This is a genomic window from Pantoea sp. BR_17, assembly GCF_041955125.1.
Lineage (GTDB): Bacteria > Pseudomonadota > Gammaproteobacteria > Enterobacterales > Enterobacteriaceae > Pantoea > Pantoea stewartii.
In genome coordinates this window covers 237,135-256,583 of the sequence record NZ_JAVAXT010000003.1, presented here as the reverse complement: position 1 = coordinate 256,583, position 19,449 = coordinate 237,135, and the positions used below count along the sequence as shown (strand labels likewise).

The 19,449-nt window shown below is 56.9% G+C and carries 15 protein-coding genes, 2 tRNA genes and 3 other RNA genes; 9 read left to right on the top strand and 11 right to left on the bottom strand.

The window, feature by feature from the left end:
• Window positions 1-37 precede the first annotated feature (37 nt).
• From RAC60_RS07305 to RAC60_RS07285, 5 genes are all read left to right on the top strand, one after another.
• Window positions 38-113 (top strand) — tRNA-Lys (locus tag RAC60_RS07305).
• Window positions 114-167: 54 nt separating this feature from the next.
• Window positions 168-243: transfer RNA gene (locus RAC60_RS07300), tRNA-Lys, on the top strand.
• A 43-nt stretch (window positions 244-286) separates the two neighbouring features.
• Window positions 287-420, top strand: a non-coding RNA gene (locus RAC60_RS07295) — RtT sRNA.
• A gap of 43 nt (window positions 421-463) precedes the next feature.
• A non-coding RNA gene (locus tag RAC60_RS07290) (RtT sRNA) lies at window positions 464-597 on the top strand.
• A gap of 44 nt (window positions 598-641) precedes the next feature.
• A non-coding RNA gene (locus RAC60_RS07285) (RtT sRNA) lies at window positions 642-774 on the top strand.
• Window positions 775-1,084: 310 nt separating this feature from the next.
• On the opposite strand, the gene RAC60_RS07280 is transcribed toward RAC60_RS07285, so the two are convergent.
• Together RAC60_RS07280 and RAC60_RS07275 are read right to left on the bottom strand one after the other, a co-directional pair.
• Window positions 1,085-2,920: a methyl-accepting chemotaxis protein gene (locus RAC60_RS07280; RefSeq protein WP_375093172.1), complete on the bottom strand. Its 1,836-nt coding sequence runs from the start codon at window positions 2,918-2,920 to the stop codon at window positions 1,085-1,087.
• Between the two features lie 111 nt (window positions 2,921-3,031).
• Entirely contained in the window at window positions 3,032-4,492 is a 1,461-nt protein-coding gene (locus RAC60_RS07275; protein WP_110267770.1) for an AlkA N-terminal domain-containing protein, read from the bottom strand.
• A 158-nt stretch (window positions 4,493-4,650) separates the two neighbouring features.
• On the opposite strand from RAC60_RS07275, the gene RAC60_RS07270 reads away from it, so the two are divergent.
• From RAC60_RS07270 to pnuC, 3 genes are all read left to right on the top strand, one after another.
• Window positions 4,651-5,160, top strand: a complete 510-nt coding sequence (locus RAC60_RS07270; RefSeq protein ID WP_375093170.1) for a methylated-DNA--[protein]-cysteine S-methyltransferase — start codon at window positions 4,651-4,653, stop codon at window positions 5,158-5,160.
• Between the two features lie 130 nt (window positions 5,161-5,290).
• The gene (gene nadA / locus RAC60_RS07265; protein ID WP_375093168.1) at window positions 5,291-6,352 is read left to right on the top strand and encodes a quinolinate synthase NadA; all 1,062 of its coding nucleotides are present in this window, start codon (window positions 5,291-5,293) and stop codon (window positions 6,350-6,352) included.
• Window positions 6,353-6,377: 25 nt separating this feature from the next.
• A complete protein-coding gene (gene pnuC / locus RAC60_RS07260; RefSeq protein ID WP_205955006.1) occupies window positions 6,378-7,100 on the top strand; it encodes a nicotinamide riboside transporter PnuC in 723 nt (240 codons plus the stop codon).
• Here pnuC and zitB read toward each other — a convergent pair.
• From zitB to RAC60_RS07240, 4 genes are all read right to left on the bottom strand, one after another.
• Complete coding sequence (gene zitB / locus RAC60_RS07255) at window positions 7,094-8,116, bottom strand: CDF family zinc transporter ZitB (RefSeq protein ID WP_033737748.1); 1,023 nt, start codon at window positions 8,114-8,116, stop codon at window positions 7,094-7,096. The genes pnuC and zitB overlap by 7 nt on opposite strands.
• Window positions 8,094-11,165, bottom strand: a complete 3,072-nt coding sequence (locus RAC60_RS07250) for an ATP-binding protein (RefSeq protein WP_375093166.1) — start codon at window positions 11,163-11,165, stop codon at window positions 8,094-8,096. The genes zitB and RAC60_RS07250 overlap by 23 nt, the downstream gene beginning before the upstream one ends.
• Window positions 11,147-11,731: a response regulator transcription factor gene (locus RAC60_RS07245; protein ID WP_006118477.1), complete on the bottom strand. Its 585-nt coding sequence runs from the start codon at window positions 11,729-11,731 to the stop codon at window positions 11,147-11,149. Before RAC60_RS07245 ends, RAC60_RS07250 begins: the two co-directional genes overlap by 19 nt.
• A 101-nt stretch (window positions 11,732-11,832) precedes the next feature.
• On the bottom strand, window positions 11,833-12,186 hold the full coding sequence (locus RAC60_RS07240; protein WP_006118479.1) for a YbgS-like family protein: 354 nt from the start codon (window positions 12,184-12,186) through the stop codon (window positions 11,833-11,835).
• Window positions 12,187-12,476: 290 nt separating this feature from the next.
• Here RAC60_RS07240 and aroG point away from each other — a divergent pair, with 290 nt between their 5' ends.
• Window positions 12,477-13,529, top strand: a complete 1,053-nt coding sequence (gene aroG / locus RAC60_RS07235; protein WP_006118487.1) for a 3-deoxy-7-phosphoheptulonate synthase AroG — start codon at window positions 12,477-12,479, stop codon at window positions 13,527-13,529.
• A 60-nt stretch (window positions 13,530-13,589) separates the two neighbouring features.
• Here aroG and gpmA read toward each other — a convergent pair whose 3' ends face one another.
• From gpmA to modF, 5 genes are all read right to left on the bottom strand, one after another.
• Window positions 13,590-14,342, bottom strand: a complete 753-nt coding sequence (gene gpmA, locus RAC60_RS07230; RefSeq protein ID WP_006118488.1) for a 2,3-diphosphoglycerate-dependent phosphoglycerate mutase — start codon at window positions 14,340-14,342, stop codon at window positions 13,590-13,592.
• A 148-nt stretch (window positions 14,343-14,490) separates the two neighbouring features.
• Window positions 14,491-15,525: a galactose-1-epimerase gene (gene galM / locus RAC60_RS07225; protein ID WP_054687986.1), complete on the bottom strand. Its 1,035-nt coding sequence runs from the start codon at window positions 15,523-15,525 to the stop codon at window positions 14,491-14,493.
• A complete protein-coding gene (gene galK / locus RAC60_RS07220) occupies window positions 15,519-16,667 on the bottom strand; it encodes a galactokinase (RefSeq protein WP_006118490.1) in 1,149 nt (382 codons plus the stop codon). The genes galM and galK overlap by 7 nt, the downstream gene beginning before the upstream one ends.
• A complete protein-coding gene (galT, locus tag RAC60_RS07215) occupies window positions 16,664-17,710 on the bottom strand; it encodes a galactose-1-phosphate uridylyltransferase (RefSeq protein WP_039341534.1) in 1,047 nt (348 codons plus the stop codon). Before galT ends, galK begins: the two co-directional genes overlap by 4 nt.
• A 219-nt stretch (window positions 17,711-17,929) precedes the next feature.
• A complete protein-coding gene (modF, locus tag RAC60_RS07210; protein WP_033737742.1) occupies window positions 17,930-19,402 on the bottom strand; it encodes a molybdate ABC transporter ATP-binding protein ModF in 1,473 nt (490 codons plus the stop codon).
• Window positions 19,403-19,449 lie beyond the last annotated feature (47 nt).

Below are 19,449 nucleotides of genomic sequence, written 5' to 3'. Positions count from 1 at the left end.
AAGAGAACCTTCAGTATTGCTTCACAACCATTAAGTTGGGTCGTTAGCTCAGTTGGTAGAGCAGTTGACTTTTAATCAATTGGTCGCAGGTTCGAATCCTGCACGACCCACCATCTTATTCTCAGGCAGCATGCATACATGTGTTTGAGCGGTTGTAAGCCCCGAGCGGGTCGTTAGCTCAGTTGGTAGAGCAGTTGACTTTTAATCAATTGGTCGCAGGTTCGAATCCTGCACGACCCACCAATACAGAAAAGCGCGCCCACGGGCGCGCTTTTCGTTTATGGGGCATTACAGTCAAACGTGCATGATGAGAACCTGCAGCAGGTTCGACTGAATCGCGTTGCGATTCAGGCTGATGCGTCAGCATCCACCCGCAGGGCGAGGCCCACGGGGCCGAAGGCCATCCTGCACGACCCACCAATACAGAAAAGCGCGCCCACGGGCGCGCTTTTCGTTTATGGAGCAGTACAGTCAAACGTGCATGATGAGAACCTGCAGCAGGTTCGACTGAATCGCGGTGCGATTCAGGCTGATGCGTCAGCATCCACCCGCAGGGCGAGGCCCACGGGGCCGAAGGCCATCCTGCACGACCCACCAATACAGAAAAGCGCGCCCAACGGGCGCGCTTTTCGTTTATGGGGCAGTACAGTCAAGCGTGCATGATGAGAACCTGCAGCAGGTTCGACTGAATCGCGGTGCGATTCAGGCTGATGCGTCAGCATCACCCGCAGGGCGAGGCCCACGGGGCCGAAGGCCATCCTGCACGACCCACCAATACAGAAAAGCGCGCCCACGGGCGCGCTTTTCGTTTATGGGGCATTACAGTCAAACGTGTATGATGAGAACCTGCAGCAGGTTCGACTGAATCGCGTTGCGATTCAGGCTGATGCGTCAGCATCCACCCGCAGGGCGAGGCCTACGGGCCCGCAAAATCTGTCGTACTCCCGTCAGGGCCCAACACCCTGCGTCCGCACTGTTCCTGTCCGGCAGCGTGCCGTCGAGCGGGCGTCACGCAGGCGGATCTAATCATCTGCCATAAAAAAGCGCCCGACAGGCGCTTATAGGGCGTAATACGTCAGCCGGATTAGCGTGCGGCTGTCTGACCGGGTTCCAGGCTAAACTGTTTGACCAGCGTTTCAAGTCGGCGCGCCTGATCTTCCAGCGCGGTGGCTGAAAGGGCAGAGGCAGAGACCAGCGAGGCGTTTTGCTGGGTGGTGCTGTCCAGTTCTGAGACCGCACGCGCAATCTGCTCAATGCCACGGCTTTGCTCATCCGAGGCGGAAGAGATCTCACCCACGATGTCATTCACACGGGAAATCGCCTGAACCACCTGTCCCATTCTCTCGCCCGCGCGCGCAACGCGGTTATTGCCTTCCGCGATTTGGCTGACCGATGCGCTGATCAGTTGATCGATATCCTTCGCCGCCTGCGCACTGCGCTGCGAAAGGCTACGTACTTCGCTGGCGACGACCGCAAACCCCCGGCCATGCTCGCCAGCGCGTGCCGCTTCCACGGCGGCATTCAGAGCCAGGATATTGGTCTGGAAAGCAATACTGTCGATAACGGCCGTGATCTCGGCGATTTTCTTCGAGCTGGCAGAAATATCGCCCATGGTTTGCACGACTTCCGTGACGGCGGCACCGCCTTGCTCCGCCGTTTTAGACGCTTCAGCAGCAATCTGGCTGGCGTGGCGCGCGTTATCTGCGTTGTGCTTCACCGTAACGGTTAACTGTTCCATGCTGGCAGCCGTCTGCACCACGGCGGCGGACTGCTGTTCTGTGCGGGACGAGAGCGTGTGGTTGTCGCTGTTAATACTGCTCGCCGCCTGCGAAAGCGTGAGCACGCTGTCGCGGACCTCCAGAATCATTGTCCGCAGACGCTGATTCATCGCGCCCATCGCGCCAGCCAGTTTGCCCAGCTCATCACGGCCCGCCGGTTTGATATCGGCGCTTAAATCGCCCTTAGCAATGCGCTCCGCCAGCCATAAATTCTTTCTGACGGGATGAGTAATCTGTCGGCCAATCAGCCAGGCAATCAACATGCCCAGCAGCACAGCAAGGCCAACCGTCAACAGCGTCAGGTTAACAGAACTCCTGGTCAGGTCGCTGTTTTCTACCTTCATCTGCTGCAGAAGCGTTTTGAGGATAGCACTGCTCTTATCGCCATCGACCTTCACCGCGTTCTCCGCCTGACTGAGGGCCAGAAAGCCTGCTGCGTAACGTTCACTGAGTTGCTTAACCTCAAGGGTTGCATTCCACAGCGCGTTGAGCTGCGCCTGAGCATCGGGAGGTAATTGCGGTAGCAGGGTGGTGAGGGCGGTCTGGATGGCGTTGACCTGCGGTGTGAGCTGCGACTGAATCGCGCTGGCATGAGCGGGATCATAACGGAGTAACTGAAGCTGATCGCGCAACTGGCTGATTGCAAGCAGTTGCTGAAACAGTGCACTGGCATCGGTCATCTGGGTTTTAATCAACGCTTCGTACAGCGTTGACTGGCTCTGCATGTTGCGCTGATCGAGCTGCTTACCCGTTTCTGCCAGAGACTGCATGGCCTGGGTCATTGCGCTGATGCTGGCCTGAAAGTGGCTGAGCTGGCTGGCGATATCCTGGAGCTGTGTTTCCTCCTCGGGCAGCCATCGGTACTGTTGGGCATCATGCGTCAGCTGAGCGGCATGGGCGATATAATCCGCCATCACTTTCCCCGCTTTCTCATCGCCATACAGCAGTTTCAGCCGGTTAACCTTAGCCTGAAACACGTCAATATTAATGTCATAAATCAGGTTGCTCTGTTCATAAACGTCATGGATAGTTTTAAAACGCGCGATGCTTACCGCGCCCGATCCCACCACCAACAGCAAAACGAGTCCAAATCCTAAACTGAGTTTGTGCGAAATTTTTGTATTTTCTAACCGCAACCCCATGACCTCTGCCTCCTGCCCATGTCAACGATGTTAAGCCAAATTGGTTATCGGTTGAGCAGGCCAGGAGTTTAGAGGCGAGGCGTGATATTTCTTTTCAGGACAACGGGCTGCTTACTTCGCACTGGCCGGTGACAGGCTTTTCCAGATATGCATCACGGCGTAGCTGCGCCAGGGACGCCATACCTGTGAGCGCGCGTCTGCCGCTTTGGGTGTTAATCCCCCCAGATTATTGCGCACGGCGATATCCTCTTTCGGGAAGGCGTCTGGCCAGCGCAGCGCCCGCATGGCAATGTAGTGGGCGGTCCAGGGGCCAATGCCCGGTAAGGCCACCAGGCGCGCCATGATGTCGTCAGGCGAAAGCGTCGCATTGAAACGCAGGCTGCCCTCGTTACAGGCGGTCGCAAAGGCAAGAATCGCTCTGGCGCGCGCACTGACAATGCCCAGGCGGGCAATCTCATCGACCGTAGCCTGGGCAATGCGCTGGGGTTGCGCAGAATAGCGCGACAGATCAGGGAACGGCGTGGTGCAGGGTTCACCAAATGCCTGAGCAAAGCGGCTGCTGAGCGTCGTGGCGGCTTTAACGGTGACCTGCTGGCCCAGGATGGCGCGTACGCCCATTTCGACACTGTCAAATGCTCCGGGGACACGCAGGCCGGGGTAATCCTGAATACTTTGCGCCAGCAGGGGATCCTGTTGCAGGTGTTCGGCAATTCGCTGCGGCTGTGCATTCAGGTCAAACAGGTCACGCAGCCGACGCAGCAGGGCAGGCAGCACAGGCGTGAGAGAGCGGGTGAATTCCACCTGGAGCGCCTGCTTTGCCGGAAGATGCGAAATGCTGACCCAACCCCGGTATTCGCCCAGCGCCACCGTCCGGCGGTAGGTTTCACCATCAACGGCTTCAATGTCGTTCATTAACCGCAGGCGTAAAAAGTCCAGCATCGCCTGCCAGTCGTAAGGCGGACGATAGCTGAGGCGTAACCGCATTGTGTCCGTTGCAGGTTGCGGCGACAGGTTGCCGCTTTTGCGCAGTGCGCCCGGCGTCATGCGATAGCGCGCCTGAAACACGTCATTGAAGCGCCGTAAGCTGCCAAATCCACTGGCGTAGGCGATCTCGGTTACCGGCAGCGTGGTTTCGGTCAGAAGCTGCTTAGCCAGCAGCATACGACGTGTCTGTTTAAGCTCCAGTGGCGTGACGCCCAGCTCCTGCTGCACAATGCGCCGCAGCTGACGGGCGCTGATGCCAAACTCTGCAGCAATCGCATCCAGGCCGCTGTGGGCTTCCAGCAAGCCCTCTTCAATGCGCTGCACCAGTCGGTCGGCCACGCGGTGGGCGTTGTCCACGGGGGCGTTGCCGGGTGCCAGCTCCGGACGACAGCGCAGACAAGGGCGAAAATGCGCTTTCTCTGCCGCCTCAGCGCTGTTGAAGAACAGACAGTTTTTCTGCATTGGCGCTTTCACCGGGCAAATCGGGCGACAGTAAATGCCGGTTGAGGTCACGCCGACAAAAAACACGCCATCGAAGCGCGTATCACGCGAGGTCAGTGCCTGGTAAGCGGTATCTGAATCAAACATGGTTTTTCTCCGGCAAAGAGCGACAGCGTAGCGCGGGCATTGGATATTGACTGGCTGTTTTCGGACAGCACAACAGTTTATTGTAATGACCGAAAACAGCCAGTTTCGCGTGGCGAAAATGCGATAATGCCAGACAGCAATGTGATGGAGGGAACAGCATGTATTACTGCAAACCTGTGATAACGCCGGTGGGCGAACTGACCCTGATCGCCAGCGATCGCGGTCTGGCGGCCATTTTATGGCAGGACGAAGTGCGCAGACATCCCCGGTTGTCGCCGCGTGAGCGCGACGATAATCATCCTGTTTTACGCGAAACCGAAACGCAGTTACGTGAGTACTTTGCCGGCACTCGGCACGTTTTTGACTTACCGCTGGATATGGACGGCACAGCATTTCAGAAAAAAGTCTGGCAGGCGCTACTTTCTATTCCGTTTGGCGAAACCCGCAGTTACCGCCAGATCGCCGAGCAGATTGGGCATCCGGCAGCGGTACGTGCCGTCGGTGCTGCTAACGGCAGAAATCCGTTGTCCATTGTGGCACCGTGTCATCGGGTCATTGGGGCCAATGGAAAACTGACGGGATTTGCCGGTGGCCTGACGGTCAAAGCCTTTTTGCTTCAACTGGAAGCCCCTCAGCCCGGCCTGGTGGGGCTTTCTGCATCGTCATGACCAAATAAAACGCGACAGGCTGCTGCTTTTTCGCTATCGTGTTTAGCATATAAAACATGGTGGCGGTATTTACGTCCTGTTAAGCCAGAAACGGCTATTTTCGTTAATTTTACAGAACGAGAGCGGTGTCATGAGCGCAATCTTTGATCCTGAACATGCGGTGTATCCTTTTCCTCCTAAGCCCGCCCGGCTGAGTGACGAGCAAAAAACGCTTTACCGGGAAAAAATTAAAGCCCTGCTGAAAGCCCGTAACGCCGTGATGGTGGCGCACTATTACACGGATCCGGACATCCAGGCCTTAGCCGAAGAAACCGGCGGTTGCGTCTCTGACTCGCTCGAAATGGCGCGTTTTGGCAGCCAGCATCCCGCCACTACGCTGCTGGTGGCCGGCGTGCGCTTTATGGGCGAAACCGCCAAAATTCTCAGCCCGGAGAAAACCGTGTTGATGCCGACGCTGGAGGCCGAATGCTCGCTGGATCTGGGCTGCCCGATTGAGGCGTTTACGGCCTTCTGTGATGCGCATCCTGACCGGACGGTGGTGGTATACGCCAATACTTCTGCGGCGATAAAAGCGCGCGCCGACTGGGTTGTCACCTCCAGCATTGCCGTCGAACTGATTGAACATCTGGACAGCCTGGGGGAAAAAATCATCTGGGCACCGGATCGGCATCTCGGGCGGTATGTTACGCAAAAAAGCGGGGCCGACGTGTTATGCTGGCAGGGCGCCTGCATCGTCCACGACGAATTCAAAACTCAGGCGCTGCAGCGGATGAAAGCGCTGTATCCGGATGCGGCAGTGCTGGTTCATCCCGAATCGCCGCAGGCGATTGTGGATCTGGCCGATGCGGTAGGCTCAACCAGCCAGCTGATTCAGGCGGCAAAAACCTTGCCACATCCGCAGATGATCGTTGCCACCGATCGCGGCATCTTTTACAAGATGCAGCAGGCGGTTCCTGACAAAATATTGCTGGAAGCGCCTACCGCCGGTGAGGGCGCAACCTGCCGAAGCTGTGCGCACTGTCCCTGGATGGCGATGAACGGACTGCAGGCCATTGCCGAGGCGCTGACGTCGGGTGGGCGGGCTCATGAGATCCACGTAGACGCGGCGCTGCGCGAGGCCGCGCTGGTGCCGCTAAACCGTATGCTATCCTTTGCAGCAGACCTCAAACATAACGTGAAAGGAAACGCGTAATCCGCGTCGTTGACAGGTGCCTGATATGGATTTTTTTAGCACGCAAAACATTTTAGTTCACATCCCGTTGGGCGCGACCGGGTACGATCTGTCCTGGATTGAAGCCGTTGGCACCCTGGCGGGCCTGTTATGTATCTGGCTGGCCAGCCTGGAGAAAATCGCTAACTACGCGTTCGGCCTGATAAACGTGACGCTGTTTGCGGTGATATTTTTTCAGATTCAGCTCTATGCCAGCCTGCTGTTACAGCTGTTCTTTTTTGCGGCTAACGTTTATGGCTGGTACGCCTGGAGCCGACAAACAACTGATAACCAGGCGGCGTTAACGATTCGCTGGCTCCCGCTGCCCAGGGCCATTGGCTGGGCGGCAGTTTGCGTTATAGCGGTGGGGCTGATGACGATCTACATCGATCCGGTGTTTGCCTTTCTCACCCGTACCGCGGTGGCCCTGATGAATGCGCTGGGTTTTGCGGTGGCGATGCCGGCGTTGCAGCCGGACGCCTTCCCTTTCTGGGATGCCTGCCTGATGGTGCTGTCGATTGTGGCAATGGTGCTGATGACGCGGAAGTATGTTGAAAACTGGCTGTTGTGGGTGGCCATCAACGTGATCAGTGTGATGGTGTTTGCCCGTCAGGGGGTGTATGCAATGTCGCTGGAGTACGCCATTCTGACGTTAATTGCGCTGAACGGCTCACGCATGTGGATCATCAGCGCACGGAAACAGGGTTCGCGTGCGCTCTCGGCTCAGTGATGATGGCTGTGATGATGAACGTGGTCACTGTGGTGAGGTGAATGATCACTGTGCTGATGGGACGTTTCAGCAGCATGATCCGAATGCCCGCCATGATGATGGCCCTCTTCAATGACCTGTCCGTTCAGCTCACAGTCAGGTCCCACGCAGGGCTGAAACTCCATTTGTACCGTAGCATGCTCAATCTGATAATGGTCATGCAGGTACGTGTGGATGCGGCGCAGCAGGCCATCATGATCGCGCGGTGGAATGACCTGGACGTGCAGCGTTAAGATCGGTTGCTCGCCCACCTGCCAGACATGTACATGATGGACATCGCGCACCTCGGGAATGTTCCGCTTCAGATCGCGCCGCAGTTTCTTCACATCCAGCGACGCAGGCGCGCCTTCCAGCAACTCATGTAAACTTTCCCGCAGCAGCGACCAGGCGCTACGCAGCACCAGCATCGACACGACGATGGATAAGATGGGGTCAATGGGCGTCCAGTTGGTAAACAGAATAATCACCGCGGCGACAATCGCGCCCACCGAGCCAAGCAAATCCCCCATGACGTGCAGCGCAGCCGCCCGCACATTCAGGTTCTTTTCTTCACTGCCGTGATGCAGCAACCAGAAAGACAGGATATTCGCCAGCAAGCCGGCAATCGCAATGCCGAGCATCAGGCCGCCTGTGACAGGTTGCGGATGGGTAAACCGTTCCACCGCTTCCCAGACAATCAAAATGGTGATGCCGATTAAGGCGAGGGCGTTTACAAACGCGGCCAGCGTAGTCAGACGTAGCAGGCCAAAGGTATGGCGTTCATTGGGTTTGCGTTTGGCAAACTGAACCGCCAGTAAGGCCATTAACAGGGCGGCGGTATCGGTCAGCATGTGACCGGCATCGGCCAGCAGCGCCAGCGAGCCCGACAGCCAGCCGCCAATCACTTCTGCCACCATAAAGAGTGCCGTCACGGCAAACGCGGCCATCAGCCGCGTACGGTTAGTGTCCTGACCGCTATGAGAGTGGGTGTGTGCCATACGTGTCCAGTTTATGTAGTAATCTTTCGGTCAATGATATCAGCAATTGCCACTCTGCTGAGATGTTGTGATGCTGTCTGGCGCGATCGGTCAACTGCTGACAAAGCGCTACGCCCTCATCAATGCCAATCAGCAGCCAGCTTCCTTTCAGGCGATGCGTGGACTCGGCTAACTGTCTTTCGTCACCGCTGGCAATGGCCGCGCGCAGTTGTGCCATGTCTTTCTCCACGGTATCACGTAAGGTTTTGCCCAGTCGGCTAAGATAGTTCTCGTTTTGCTGCGCCAGTGTCCACAGGTTGTTATCCAGCGCGGCCAGCGGATCGTCATGGAAGGCGGTCAGCAGGTCGCTGATATCCTGTAGCTGTACCGGTTTAATCAGCACCCGTTCATGCGGCTCAGTCTGTACATTCAGTAACTGCGCATCAGCAGAGCACAGCACCCGCAACGGCCTTCCGCCTCGCTGACGCTGGCGACGACGCAACACGCGCAGCAGGAGCATACCGTCCGGGCGCGGCATCATCTGATCGATAAACAGCAGGTCGTAAGGGCGCCGGGCATCGGCCAGCAACAGGTCGCGGCCCTGCTCAAAACAGTCCGCCTGAATCGCAAAGCGCGCCAGCTGCTGCTGCATCACGATCAGGTTTGTCGGATGATCATCCACTACGGCCACGCGCAGTTGCGGAAAACCTGGCAGCGTGGCCGGATCGCCCTCAGGGACGCTATCGCAGGGAATCAGCGGCAGGATAAGTGTGACCTCGGTACCTTTGCCGGGCTGAGAATGCAGGTGAATCTCACCGCCCATGCGCTGCACCATTTCCCGACAAATAAACAGCCCCAGGCCACTGCCCTGAACGGAAAGCGCTTTGCCCGACGGGGCCTGGTACCAGGGATCGAACAGTCTGGGCTGTTCTTCAGGGGGAATCCCGCTGCCGTTGTCGCTGACGGTTAACTGCAATTTGTCTGTAGCCGACAGCGTCAGGCGGATCAGGCCGTGCCGGGTGAATTTAAAGGCATTGGTCACTAAGTTGTTGACGATCTGCTGCAGGCGGTCCGCATCCAGCATCACCGCGTCAGGCAGCGGCGTCAGGGCCTCTACCTGTAAATGCGGGCCATCCGGCCGCATCAGCGGATGATAGAAATGGCGCTGCTGCGCCAGCCAGGGTGCCAGTGCCAGCGGGCGGGGCGACAGGGTGAAACTGTTGTTTTCAATGCGCGCGTGATCCTGCAAATCATTCAGCAACGTCATCAGGGACTGCGCGCTCTGGTACAGAAGCTGCAGGTTTTCACGGCTGCTTTGCTGTTTTTCCAGCTCCAGTAGCCCCAGGATCGCCTGCATCGGCGTTCGCAGCTCATGGCTGACCGTCGCTAAAAACTGGCTCTTCATGGCATTCGCGTGTTCCGCCTGTTCGCGCTGTTGGCGATCCCGCCGTTGCTGCCAGTAACGCCGGGCCAGTAACAGCAGTAACACGACAATGGCAACACCTGCCGCCGCCAACACCGCGACGGGCAGCACGCGCATCGCGCCCACGCTGCCGGGCTGGGGCGGCATTGACCAGCGATCGCGCATCTGGTTTTGCGTATCGACGGGAATCTGCTGTAACGCGCGATCCAGCAGCCCACGCAGAACAGGCTCATCAGGTGCCACTCCGATGGCCACAGGCCAGGCGATATCGCTGGCCGCGAAAGCCAGATGAATGTGGGGATCGTTACGGCTGGCAATGCGCCAGCGCGCAGACAGGACGTTATCGACCAGCGCGTCAATCTGACCGGTAGCCAGCGCGTCGTACAGGCTGTTGCGATCCGCAAAGCGTTGAACCGGGATGGTGTCAGGAACGAGGCGCTGGGCCAGATCATCCTGCAGGATACCAATACGTTTGCCTGCCAGATCGCTCCAGTGGGAGCCGGCTGCGGGCTGGCGGCTGTAAATACCCCAGAGTGCCCGCCAGACGGGCAGGCTGGTGCTTTGGGTTTCACCGTTAAGCGGTTGCATCAGCTGTAACATCACCTGATGCTGTGCCAGCAGCGTGGCCGCCTGTTGCGGATTACTGACCCAGTGCGGCGTAAAACGTAAACCGGTGCTCTGTGCGACCGCATTGAGCAGATCGATACCGTAACCGCGGGGCGTGCCGTTGCTGTCGCGATAGCTCCAGGGATAGTTATCGGCTTCAGCGGCGTAGGTAACCTGGGGATGGGCTGCTATCCATTGCCGCTCGCTGGCGCTCAGCATCAGCGTTTGTGTGTCCTGATACCGCGGCAGGCTGCTGCTCCAGCGCGCCTGTAATGTGCTCATCAACTCTGCGGGTAACTGGCGCAGGCTCTGATTCAGCCACGCAATCAGCGCGGGATCGCGTGAAACCGCGCGCAGAGTCAGTTGCCCGGCATCAATCCCCGACGCGATTTGGTAAATTTGTCCCTGCTGTAGCTGACTCAGCAAAAATCCCGCGCTGGTTTCATCGGCGACCACATAGTCGTTTTGCTGATTGAGCAGCGTGTAGAGCGCCTGAAGATCGCTGCCGTAGGTGCGCCAGTGATGGCGGGCAGCCAGTGCAGGCGGAAGCTGTGCCAGGGTTTGCTCGCTGATCGCCAGTTGTGCATTATCACTGTTAAACATGACGGCACGCTGGTTCTGCTGATTACGGTAAATACGTAACGGGCTGCTAAACCAGCTGTCGCTGGCAACGGCGCCCGCGGGAAAGGGCGGGGCCAGCATGCCTAACGCAAAATCAATCTGCCCCGCCTGCAGGGCGCTCAGCAGAGCCGGCTGGGTGGCATAGAGGTGAAGGGAGAACTGCGCCCCGGTTAACTGGTGCAGCGCCGCCAGATAATCGGCGTCAATCCCGTACAGATCGTTGCCCACATGCATGGCCCAGGGCGCCGTATTCTCATCCAGCAGGCCCACACGCACCACTTTGCCCTGCATCAGCTCTGCACCTTTTACCGGCATCATCATAGGCAGATTGATACTGCTGACCGGACGCACGTCGGCCTGGGCCAACGGCGCCAGCAGGAGCAGGAGAAGTAACCAGCGTATCACTGCTGTGCTTTCCACAGATCGGCCAGCTCGACAACAGAACGCGCACCGGTTTTTTCCAGAATATTCTTTTTATGCGTACTGACGGTTTTATTACTGATATGCAACTGTTCGGCAATTTGCAGGTTGGACAGGCCGCTGGCCAGCAACGCCAGCACCTGGCGCTCTTTACTGGTTAACGGTAATTCGGGTTCGCTGCTGTGGCCTTCAGGAAAGGCTGACTGGCCGCCCAGTACGGCAAGAATGGCACTGAGTAAATGCGCCATCCGCTGGCTTTTCACCACATAACCCGCCGCCCCCAGCGCCTGCGCACGCCGGATATAGTGGCTGCTTTGCTGGGCAGAATAGATCAGTACAGGACAATCGGGTAAGTGCACTTTCAGGCGACGCAGAATCTCCAGTCCGTCGCCATCGGGCAGGCCGATATCCAGCACAATGATATCCGGAGGAAGCTGGAGATAAGGGCGAGCGGCGTGCTCGCTGCTGGCCGAAATAAGCTGAATGGGGACAGGCGATTGCGAGAGTGCCGCGTCCAGCGCCACTTCAACCAGTGGATGATCGTCAATCAGAAGCAGTGAGGCCATGAACATTTCCCTGTAAATTTCCCAGGCTCAGCATAGCGGAAGTCGCAGCGGGATAAAATAAAGGAGAGCCGCGGCTCTCCTCATAATGCACACAGTATACTTTACTGCGTCGTGCCGTCAGTTTTGGTATTGACGTGGCCGCCACCTTTTTTGGTGTGTACTTTTTTGTTGATATCAGGACATTTGCCATCTTTACACTGGCTGTTCTGATCAATTTCGTTCGCGGTCATATGCTTGCTGCTGGAGGTGCTGTCTCGGGTTGGAGACGACATCTCAGTACCGGTATTGTTAATTTTGCTGTTATCGACTTTATTCGGTGGCAGGTTCTCATTCGCCCCGCCCGCAACGGCACCTGCTGCTGCAGCCTGGTTAGAGTTTCCGTTGGCAGCCATTGCTGCGCCGCTGCCCAGAGTCATCGCTGCCGTCAGAAAAATTAGTGCAAACTTATTCATCATTATGCTCCCGTTAATCAATGATATTTGCTGTCTCTAACCCGCTGTCAGGTTTCAGACAAAAAGCGACCTGAGCGAAATAAAATTCCGCTGGTTAGCTTAAAGACAGGTATTAATAAACGTAAGCCACCGATCCTCAGTAGTTACCCTTAAAAGTCTAGACGCATAACCCATTTATGCAAATTTTACACATGCATTTTACATGGATTCAGAATTTACACCCTGTGCGCTTCCGGCTACATTGGCTGGGTTGAGCCCGGCGCGCGCCGGGCCAGAAATTATATGGAATCAGTATGAATTACCAGAATGATGATTTACGCATTAAAGAGATAAAAGAGCTGTTGCCCCCCGTTGCCCTGCTGGAAAAATTTCCTGCAACCGAACGTGCCGCGCAAACCGTTTCTCAGGCGCGTCAGGCCATTCACCAGATCCTGAACGGGGCCGATGATCGGCTGCTGGTGGTAATTGGACCCTGCTCTATCCACGATACCGAGGCCGCAAAAGAGTATGCCGCACGTCTGTTAAACCTGCGTGAGCAGCTGAAGGGCGAGCTGGAAGTGGTAATGCGCGTTTACTTTGAAAAACCGCGTACCACCGTTGGCTGGAAAGGGCTGATCAACGATCCCTATATGGATGGCACCTTCCAGTTAAATGATGGCCTGCGCCTGGCGCGTAAGCTGCTGCTGGAGATTAACGATTCTGGCCTGCCTGCGGCGGGTGAGTTCCTGGACATGATTACGCCGCAGTATGTCGCTGACCTGATGAGCTGGGGCGCTATTGGTGCCAGGACGACAGAGTCGCAGGTGCACCGTGAACTGGCTTCCGGTCTTTCCTGCCCGGTCGGTTTTAAAAACGGGACCGATGGCACCATTAAAGTGGCGATTGATGCGATCAACGCAGCCGGTTCACCGCACTGTTTCTTGTCCGTGACCAAATATGGCCACTCTGCAATTGTGGAAACGCGCGGCAACAGCGACTGTCACATCATCCTGCGCGGCGGAAAAGAACCTAACTACAGCGCCAGCCATGTCAGTGCCGTGAAGGCCGGACTGGAGAAGGCTGGCTTACCGCAGCAGGTGATGATCGATTTCAGTCACGCAAACAGCAGCAAGCAGTTCCAGAAGCAGATGCAGGTGGCTGATGATGTGGCACAGCAGATGATCAATGGCGAGCGCGGCATCATTGGCGTGATGATTGAAAGCCATCTGGTGGAAGGCAATCAGAGCCTGGAAAGCGGTGAACCGCTGGTTTACGGTAAGAGCGTGACCGATGCCTGTATCGGCTGGGAAGATACCGAAAAGGTATTACGTCAGCTGGCCGATGCGGTCAAACAGCGTCGCGGTTAACCGTGAGGCCATAAAAAAGGGCCAGACATCGCAGTCTGGCCCTTTTTACAGGTCAGTACATTACTTCGCTTTACCCTGGTTTGCCACGGCCGCCGCTTTCGCTGCGATCTCATCGGCGTCACCCAGGTAGTAGTGTTTGACGGGCTTGAAGTTCTCGTCGAATTCGTAAACCAGCGGAACGCCGGTTGGGATATTCAGCTCAAGAATCTCGTCTTCGCTCATGTTATCCAGGTATTTCACCAGCGCGCGCAGTGAGTTGCCGTGTGCGGCGATAATCACTTTCTCACCACTTTTAATACGTGGCAGGATGCTTTCGTTCCAGTAAGGAATAACGCGATCGATGGTCAGTGCCAGACTTTCCGTGGTGGGCAGTTGCTCAGGGGACAATGACGCATAACGCGGATCGTGTCCCGGGAAACGCTCATCACTGCGATCCAGCTCCGGCGGGGTCACGGCGAAGCCACGACGCCACTGTTTGACCTGCTCGTCACCATATTTAGCGGCGGTTTCAGCTTTATCCAGCCCTTGTAACGCACCATAGTGACGCTCGTTCAGACGCCAGGATTTTTCAACGGGCAGCCAGGCCTGATCCAGCTCATCCAGAATATTCCACAGGGTATGGATGGCGCGTTTCAGCACGGAGGTGTAGGCGAAATCGAACACGAAACCTTCTTTCTTCAGCAGCTGTCCGGCTGCTTTAGCTTCGGTACGGCCTTTGTCAGAAAGGTCTACATCATACCATCCGGTGAAGCGGTTTTCGTTGTTCCACTGGCTTTCGCCGTGTCGCACCAGAACCAGCTTAGTTACAGCCATAGCTTAACTCCTTAATACTTGATGTTTCTGAGATAATGGAAACCTGTTGTCGCCAGCCCGCTGGCCGACCATTGCGCTCTACCATAGCGGAAAACAGCGCACTGCGTAAGTCTGTCTGTGACGCACTGCGCGTTTTTCACCCGGCGGCTCAGTGTGAGGTAAAACGATAGCGCGTAACGGATTCCCAACGATCCCCCGGCTGCAGCCAGCAATCATCCTGTGGCCACTCGGGATGATTGGGCGAATCCGGTAAAAACTCACTCTCCAGCGCAATCCCCTGGTAAGCAGTATAGCTTTCCTGCTCCCGGGCGCGCGTGCCAGCCAGATAGTTGCCGCTGTACAGCTGCAGGGCAGGGGCCGACGTCGTTACACTTAACTGCAGCTTGCCGTCCTGCGACCATAACGCTGCTGCGGGCTGGCTCGCATCGCCCGCGCTGTTAAGTAGAAAGGCATGATCGTAGCCTTTAACCGCCTGTTGATCGGCATCGGCAAGGAAATCCTGCGCCAGGCTTTTGGCCTGACGGAAGTCAAAGCTGGTGCCGTCCACGGCTTTCAGCGGGCCGTTGGGAATACCCTCGCTATCGACGGGCAGATAACGATCGGCGTGCAGTTGTAAGCGATGCTGGCGCGCATCGCCATGATGCGCATCAAGATTAAAGTAAGCATGGTTAGTGAGATTCACCGGACAGGGTTGATCGCACCGGGCTTCATAGTGGATGGACAGGCAGTTATCGTCATCCAGCACATAGCGCAAATCCGCGATCAGATTTCCCGGATAGCCCTGATCGCCGTCAGGCGAATCCAGACGATAATGCACTTCGCTTTCTGACTGGCTGATAATCTGCCAGCGGCGTTTATCGAACCCGTCCGGACCACCGTGTAACTGATGCTCACCCTGGTTGGCGAGCAGTTGTCGGTTGAGGGTATTGAGTTTTGCCCCGGCGATACGGTTAGCGTAACGGCCAACGGTCGCCCCCAGATAGGCATCCTGATGCAGATAATCGGACGGCGTGGCACAGCCTAAGAGAGCCTCGCGCACGCTGCCGTCCTGAAGTGGCACGCGCGCCGACAGCCAGGTTGCTCCCCAGTCCATAAAGGTGGCCACCATTCCGTGCGCATTACGCAGCACGGTGATGCGCCATGGTTGACCATCCGGCGCATGGGAATTGACATCGCTTAACATTGACCTGCTCCTTCTGAAGCTTTACACACGTAGAAGGTCTCCTTGATGCCCGTTTTAGCTTCGTACTGGCTGGCGACGGCGGCCTGCACCTGATCAACCAGCTCAAGCGGCATCAGCGCAACGATACAGCCCCCGAAGCCGCCACCGGTCATACGGACACCACCACGATTGCCGATCTCGGCTTTAACAATTTCAACCAGCGTGTCGACAGGCGGCACGGTGATTTCAAAGTCATCACGCATTGAGGCATGCGATTCCGCCATCAGTTCCCCCATGCGCGTTAAATCGCCACGCGAAAGCACCTCTGCGGCTTCCAGCGTACGGGCATTTTCGGTAATGACATGGCGCACGCGCTTCGCGACGTCAGGATCTAACTGCGCGACCGCCGCCTCAAATTCCGCCAGGCCGACATCGCGTAGTGCTTTCTTATTAAAGAAGCGCGCACCGGTTTCACACTGCTGGCGGCGGGTATTGTATTCGCTGCCCACCAGGTTTCGGCGGAAATTAGAGTTAATGATCACCACGGCCACGTCTTCCGGCAGGGAAACCGGTTTGGTGCCGAGTGAGCGGCAATCCAGCAGCATGGCATGATCTTTTTGCCCCAGCGCGGAAATCAGCTGATCCATAATGCCGCAGTTACAGCCCACGAACTGGTTCTCCGCCTCCTGACCGTTTACCGCAATGGCGGCGCCATCCAGCGGCAGGTTGAACAACTGCTGAAAAACGGTCCCGACGGCCACTTCCAGCGAGGCAGAGGAGCTGAGGCCCGCGCCCTGAGGCACGTTACCGCTAATCACCATATCCACGCCGTTAAAATCAGGCGCGCGCTTCTGTAAATGCTTCACCACGCCGCGCACATAGTTTGCCCACATCGGCTCGCTCACGCTGGTAATGGGATCGTCCAGTGAGAAGCTGTCCTGAGCCTGATCGTAATCCACGGCCACAACGCGTACCTGACGATCGTCGCGTCTGGCACAGGCGATAACGGTTTGGTAGTCAATGGCACAAGGCAAAACGAAACCATCGTTATAATCCGTATGCTCGCCAATCAGGTTGACGCGGCCGGGTGCCTGAATCGTGTGAGTGGGCGCATAGCCAAAGGTGTCGGTAAAGACCTGCTGCGTGATGGTTTTTAAGCTCATTGTTGTGCCTCACGGAAATGAATGTCACTCACGGCGCGCAGACGTTCTGCTGCCTGCTCCGCGGTTAAATCGCGTTGGGTTTCAGCCAGCATCTCGTAGCCGACCATAAATTTGCGCACCGTGGCTGAACGCAGCAGCGGCGGATAAAAATGGGCATGAAGTTGCCAGTGGGCGTTTTCCTCGCCGTTAAACGGCGCACCGTGCCAGCCCATGGAGTAAGGGAAGGCGCACTGGAACAGGTTGTCATAGCGGCTGGTCAGCAGCTTAAGGGCTTTCGCCAGATCGTTGCGTTGCGCCTCGCTCAAATCGGTCATGCGTTTCACGTGCGCTTTGGGCAGTAGCAGGGTTTCAAAGGGCCAGGCGGCCCACCACGGCACCACGGCGATCCAGTGCTCGGTTTCCACTACGGTGCGGCTGCCGTCTTGCTGTTCACGCGCACAGTAATCCACCAGCAGCGGCGAGCCGGTTTTTGCAAAATACTGACGTTGATGGTCATCTTCGCGCTGGGCCTCGTTAGGCAGGAAGCTGTTGGCCCAGACCTGGCCATGCGGATGCGGATTCGAACAGCCCATGGCGGCGCCTTTGTTCTCAAACACCTGCACCCACGGATAATGCTGGCCCAGCTCTGCGGTCTGTTCCTGCCAGGTGCGCACGACCTCTTCCAGCGCGCTCAGGGACATTTCAGGCAACGTTTTACTGTGATCGGGCGAAAAGCAAATCACGCGGCTGGTGCCGCGCGCGCTTTCGCAACGCATCAGGAGATCATCGCTTTCGGGCGCATCCGGCGTATCCGTCATCAGCGCAGCAAAGTCATTGGTGAAAACGTACGTACCTTTGTAATCCGGGTTCACATCGCCGGTAATGCGCGTATTTCCTGCACACAGAAAACAGTCTGGATCGTGTGACGGCAGGGCATTTACCGCGGGCGTTTCCTGCGCACCCTGCCAGGGACGTTTGGCCCGGTGAGGTGAAACCAGAATCCATTGGTCAGTCAGGGGATTGTAACGGCGATGGGGATGATCGGCCGGGTTAAATTTTTGCATGTCGCATCCTGGTCAGCGTCAAAATAAAAAATCATCGCTAAAAAATAGCACATCAAACGGCATGAAAGCGTGATCGAGTCTGAATAAATGGTATCGTTTACACAAGATGACTATTCTTATTTAAAGGCGAAAAGGCACATTATGGTCATGAAATGGGGTTTTAAATGGTAACGTTTACATTGCAGGTAATATCCCCGCCGTTTGCACGGCAGGGTTGTGTCAGATCACATCTTGCTGATAACGGTAGCCGCCTGTGCCATCAGGGAGAAAATGCAGGCGATGCGTAATACAGTGCGGGGCATCTTCGGCATGATGCGAAACAAACAGCAGCTGGGTCCGGCCTTCCCCAATCAGAATATCCACAAAGCGGCGCACCAGTTGCCGGTTAAGCGGATCCAGCCCCTGCAAGGGCTCGTCAAGGATCAATAACGTGGGATGCTTAACCAGCGCGCGGGCGATTAAGACCAGCCGTTGTTGCCCCCAGGACAAACTGTGGAACGGCGCATTCGCCATCGCATTATCCATCCCTGTCAGCGCCAGCCACTGTTGCGCCAGCGCCATCTGGCGGTCAGATACAGCCTGATAGAGACCAATCGAATCGAAAAAGCCCGATAAAATCACGGTGCGCACATTCACGCTGACCCGGTAGTCCAGATGCAGGCTGCTGCTGACATAGCCGATATGCTGCTTGATGTCCCAGATGGTCTCGCCGCTGCCGCGGCGAATGCCGAACAGGGTCAAATCATTGCTGTAACCCTGCGGATGATCGCCCGTCACCAGGCTCAGTAAGGTGGATTTACCCGCGCCATTGGGGCCAATGATGTGCCAGTGCTCACCGGGATTCACCTGCCAGTTCAGGCCGTTGATCACGGGCTGATCGTTATAGGACACCACCGCGTTGCGCAGGATCACGCGCGGCGCATCATCCGCCAACGCGGGCAACTGATCGGGCACATCGGCCTCCGGCAACGCCATACCGTCCAGCTGTTCACTGCGAGCCAGCTGGGCGACCAGGGTCTGGGCCAGAATGGTCTCGCGTGGCCCGACCTGCGTCAGGCTGCATTCGGCCAGAACGCCCACCTGATCGACATAATCCGGAATATCGTCAAAGCGGTTCAGCACCAGCACCAGCGTGACGTCAGCCTCATGCAGCGTTGCTAAGGTGGCCGTCAGATTCGCGCGGGAATCCACATCCAGGCCGTCAAAAGGTTCATCCAGAATCAGCAGATCAGGCTGTGCCATCAGCGCCTGGCACAGCAGCGTTTTTCGCGTCTCGCCTGTCGACAGGTATTTAAAGCGGCGACTGAGCAGACTACTGATGCCAAACTGCGCCGCCAGACGTTCACAGCGTGCGGCATCTTTCACCGCATCCTGAATAATTTCCGCCGTGGTGCGGCCGCTGTCGTCCTCACCTTCGCTGAGTAAATCGGTATTGTTACGTTGCCATTCCTCGGCGACCAGCTTCTGTAGCTGCTCCAGCGACAGGCGCCACGGGCGCTGAAAATCGTGCGTCACCTTACCCGATAACGGGGGAAGCTCGCCAGAAAGCGCGCGTGCCAGCGAGGACTTGCCGCTGCCGTTTGCGCCAACAAACGCCCAGCGCTCACCCCGGCGAAGATGCACATCGGCCAGGGACAGCACCCGGGTATCATTGAGGTGAAATATGCCTTGCGAAATTTGCAATGAAGCCATGATTTGTTCCATTTTATGCAGCGTTAACTGACGTTTTAGCGACTGCA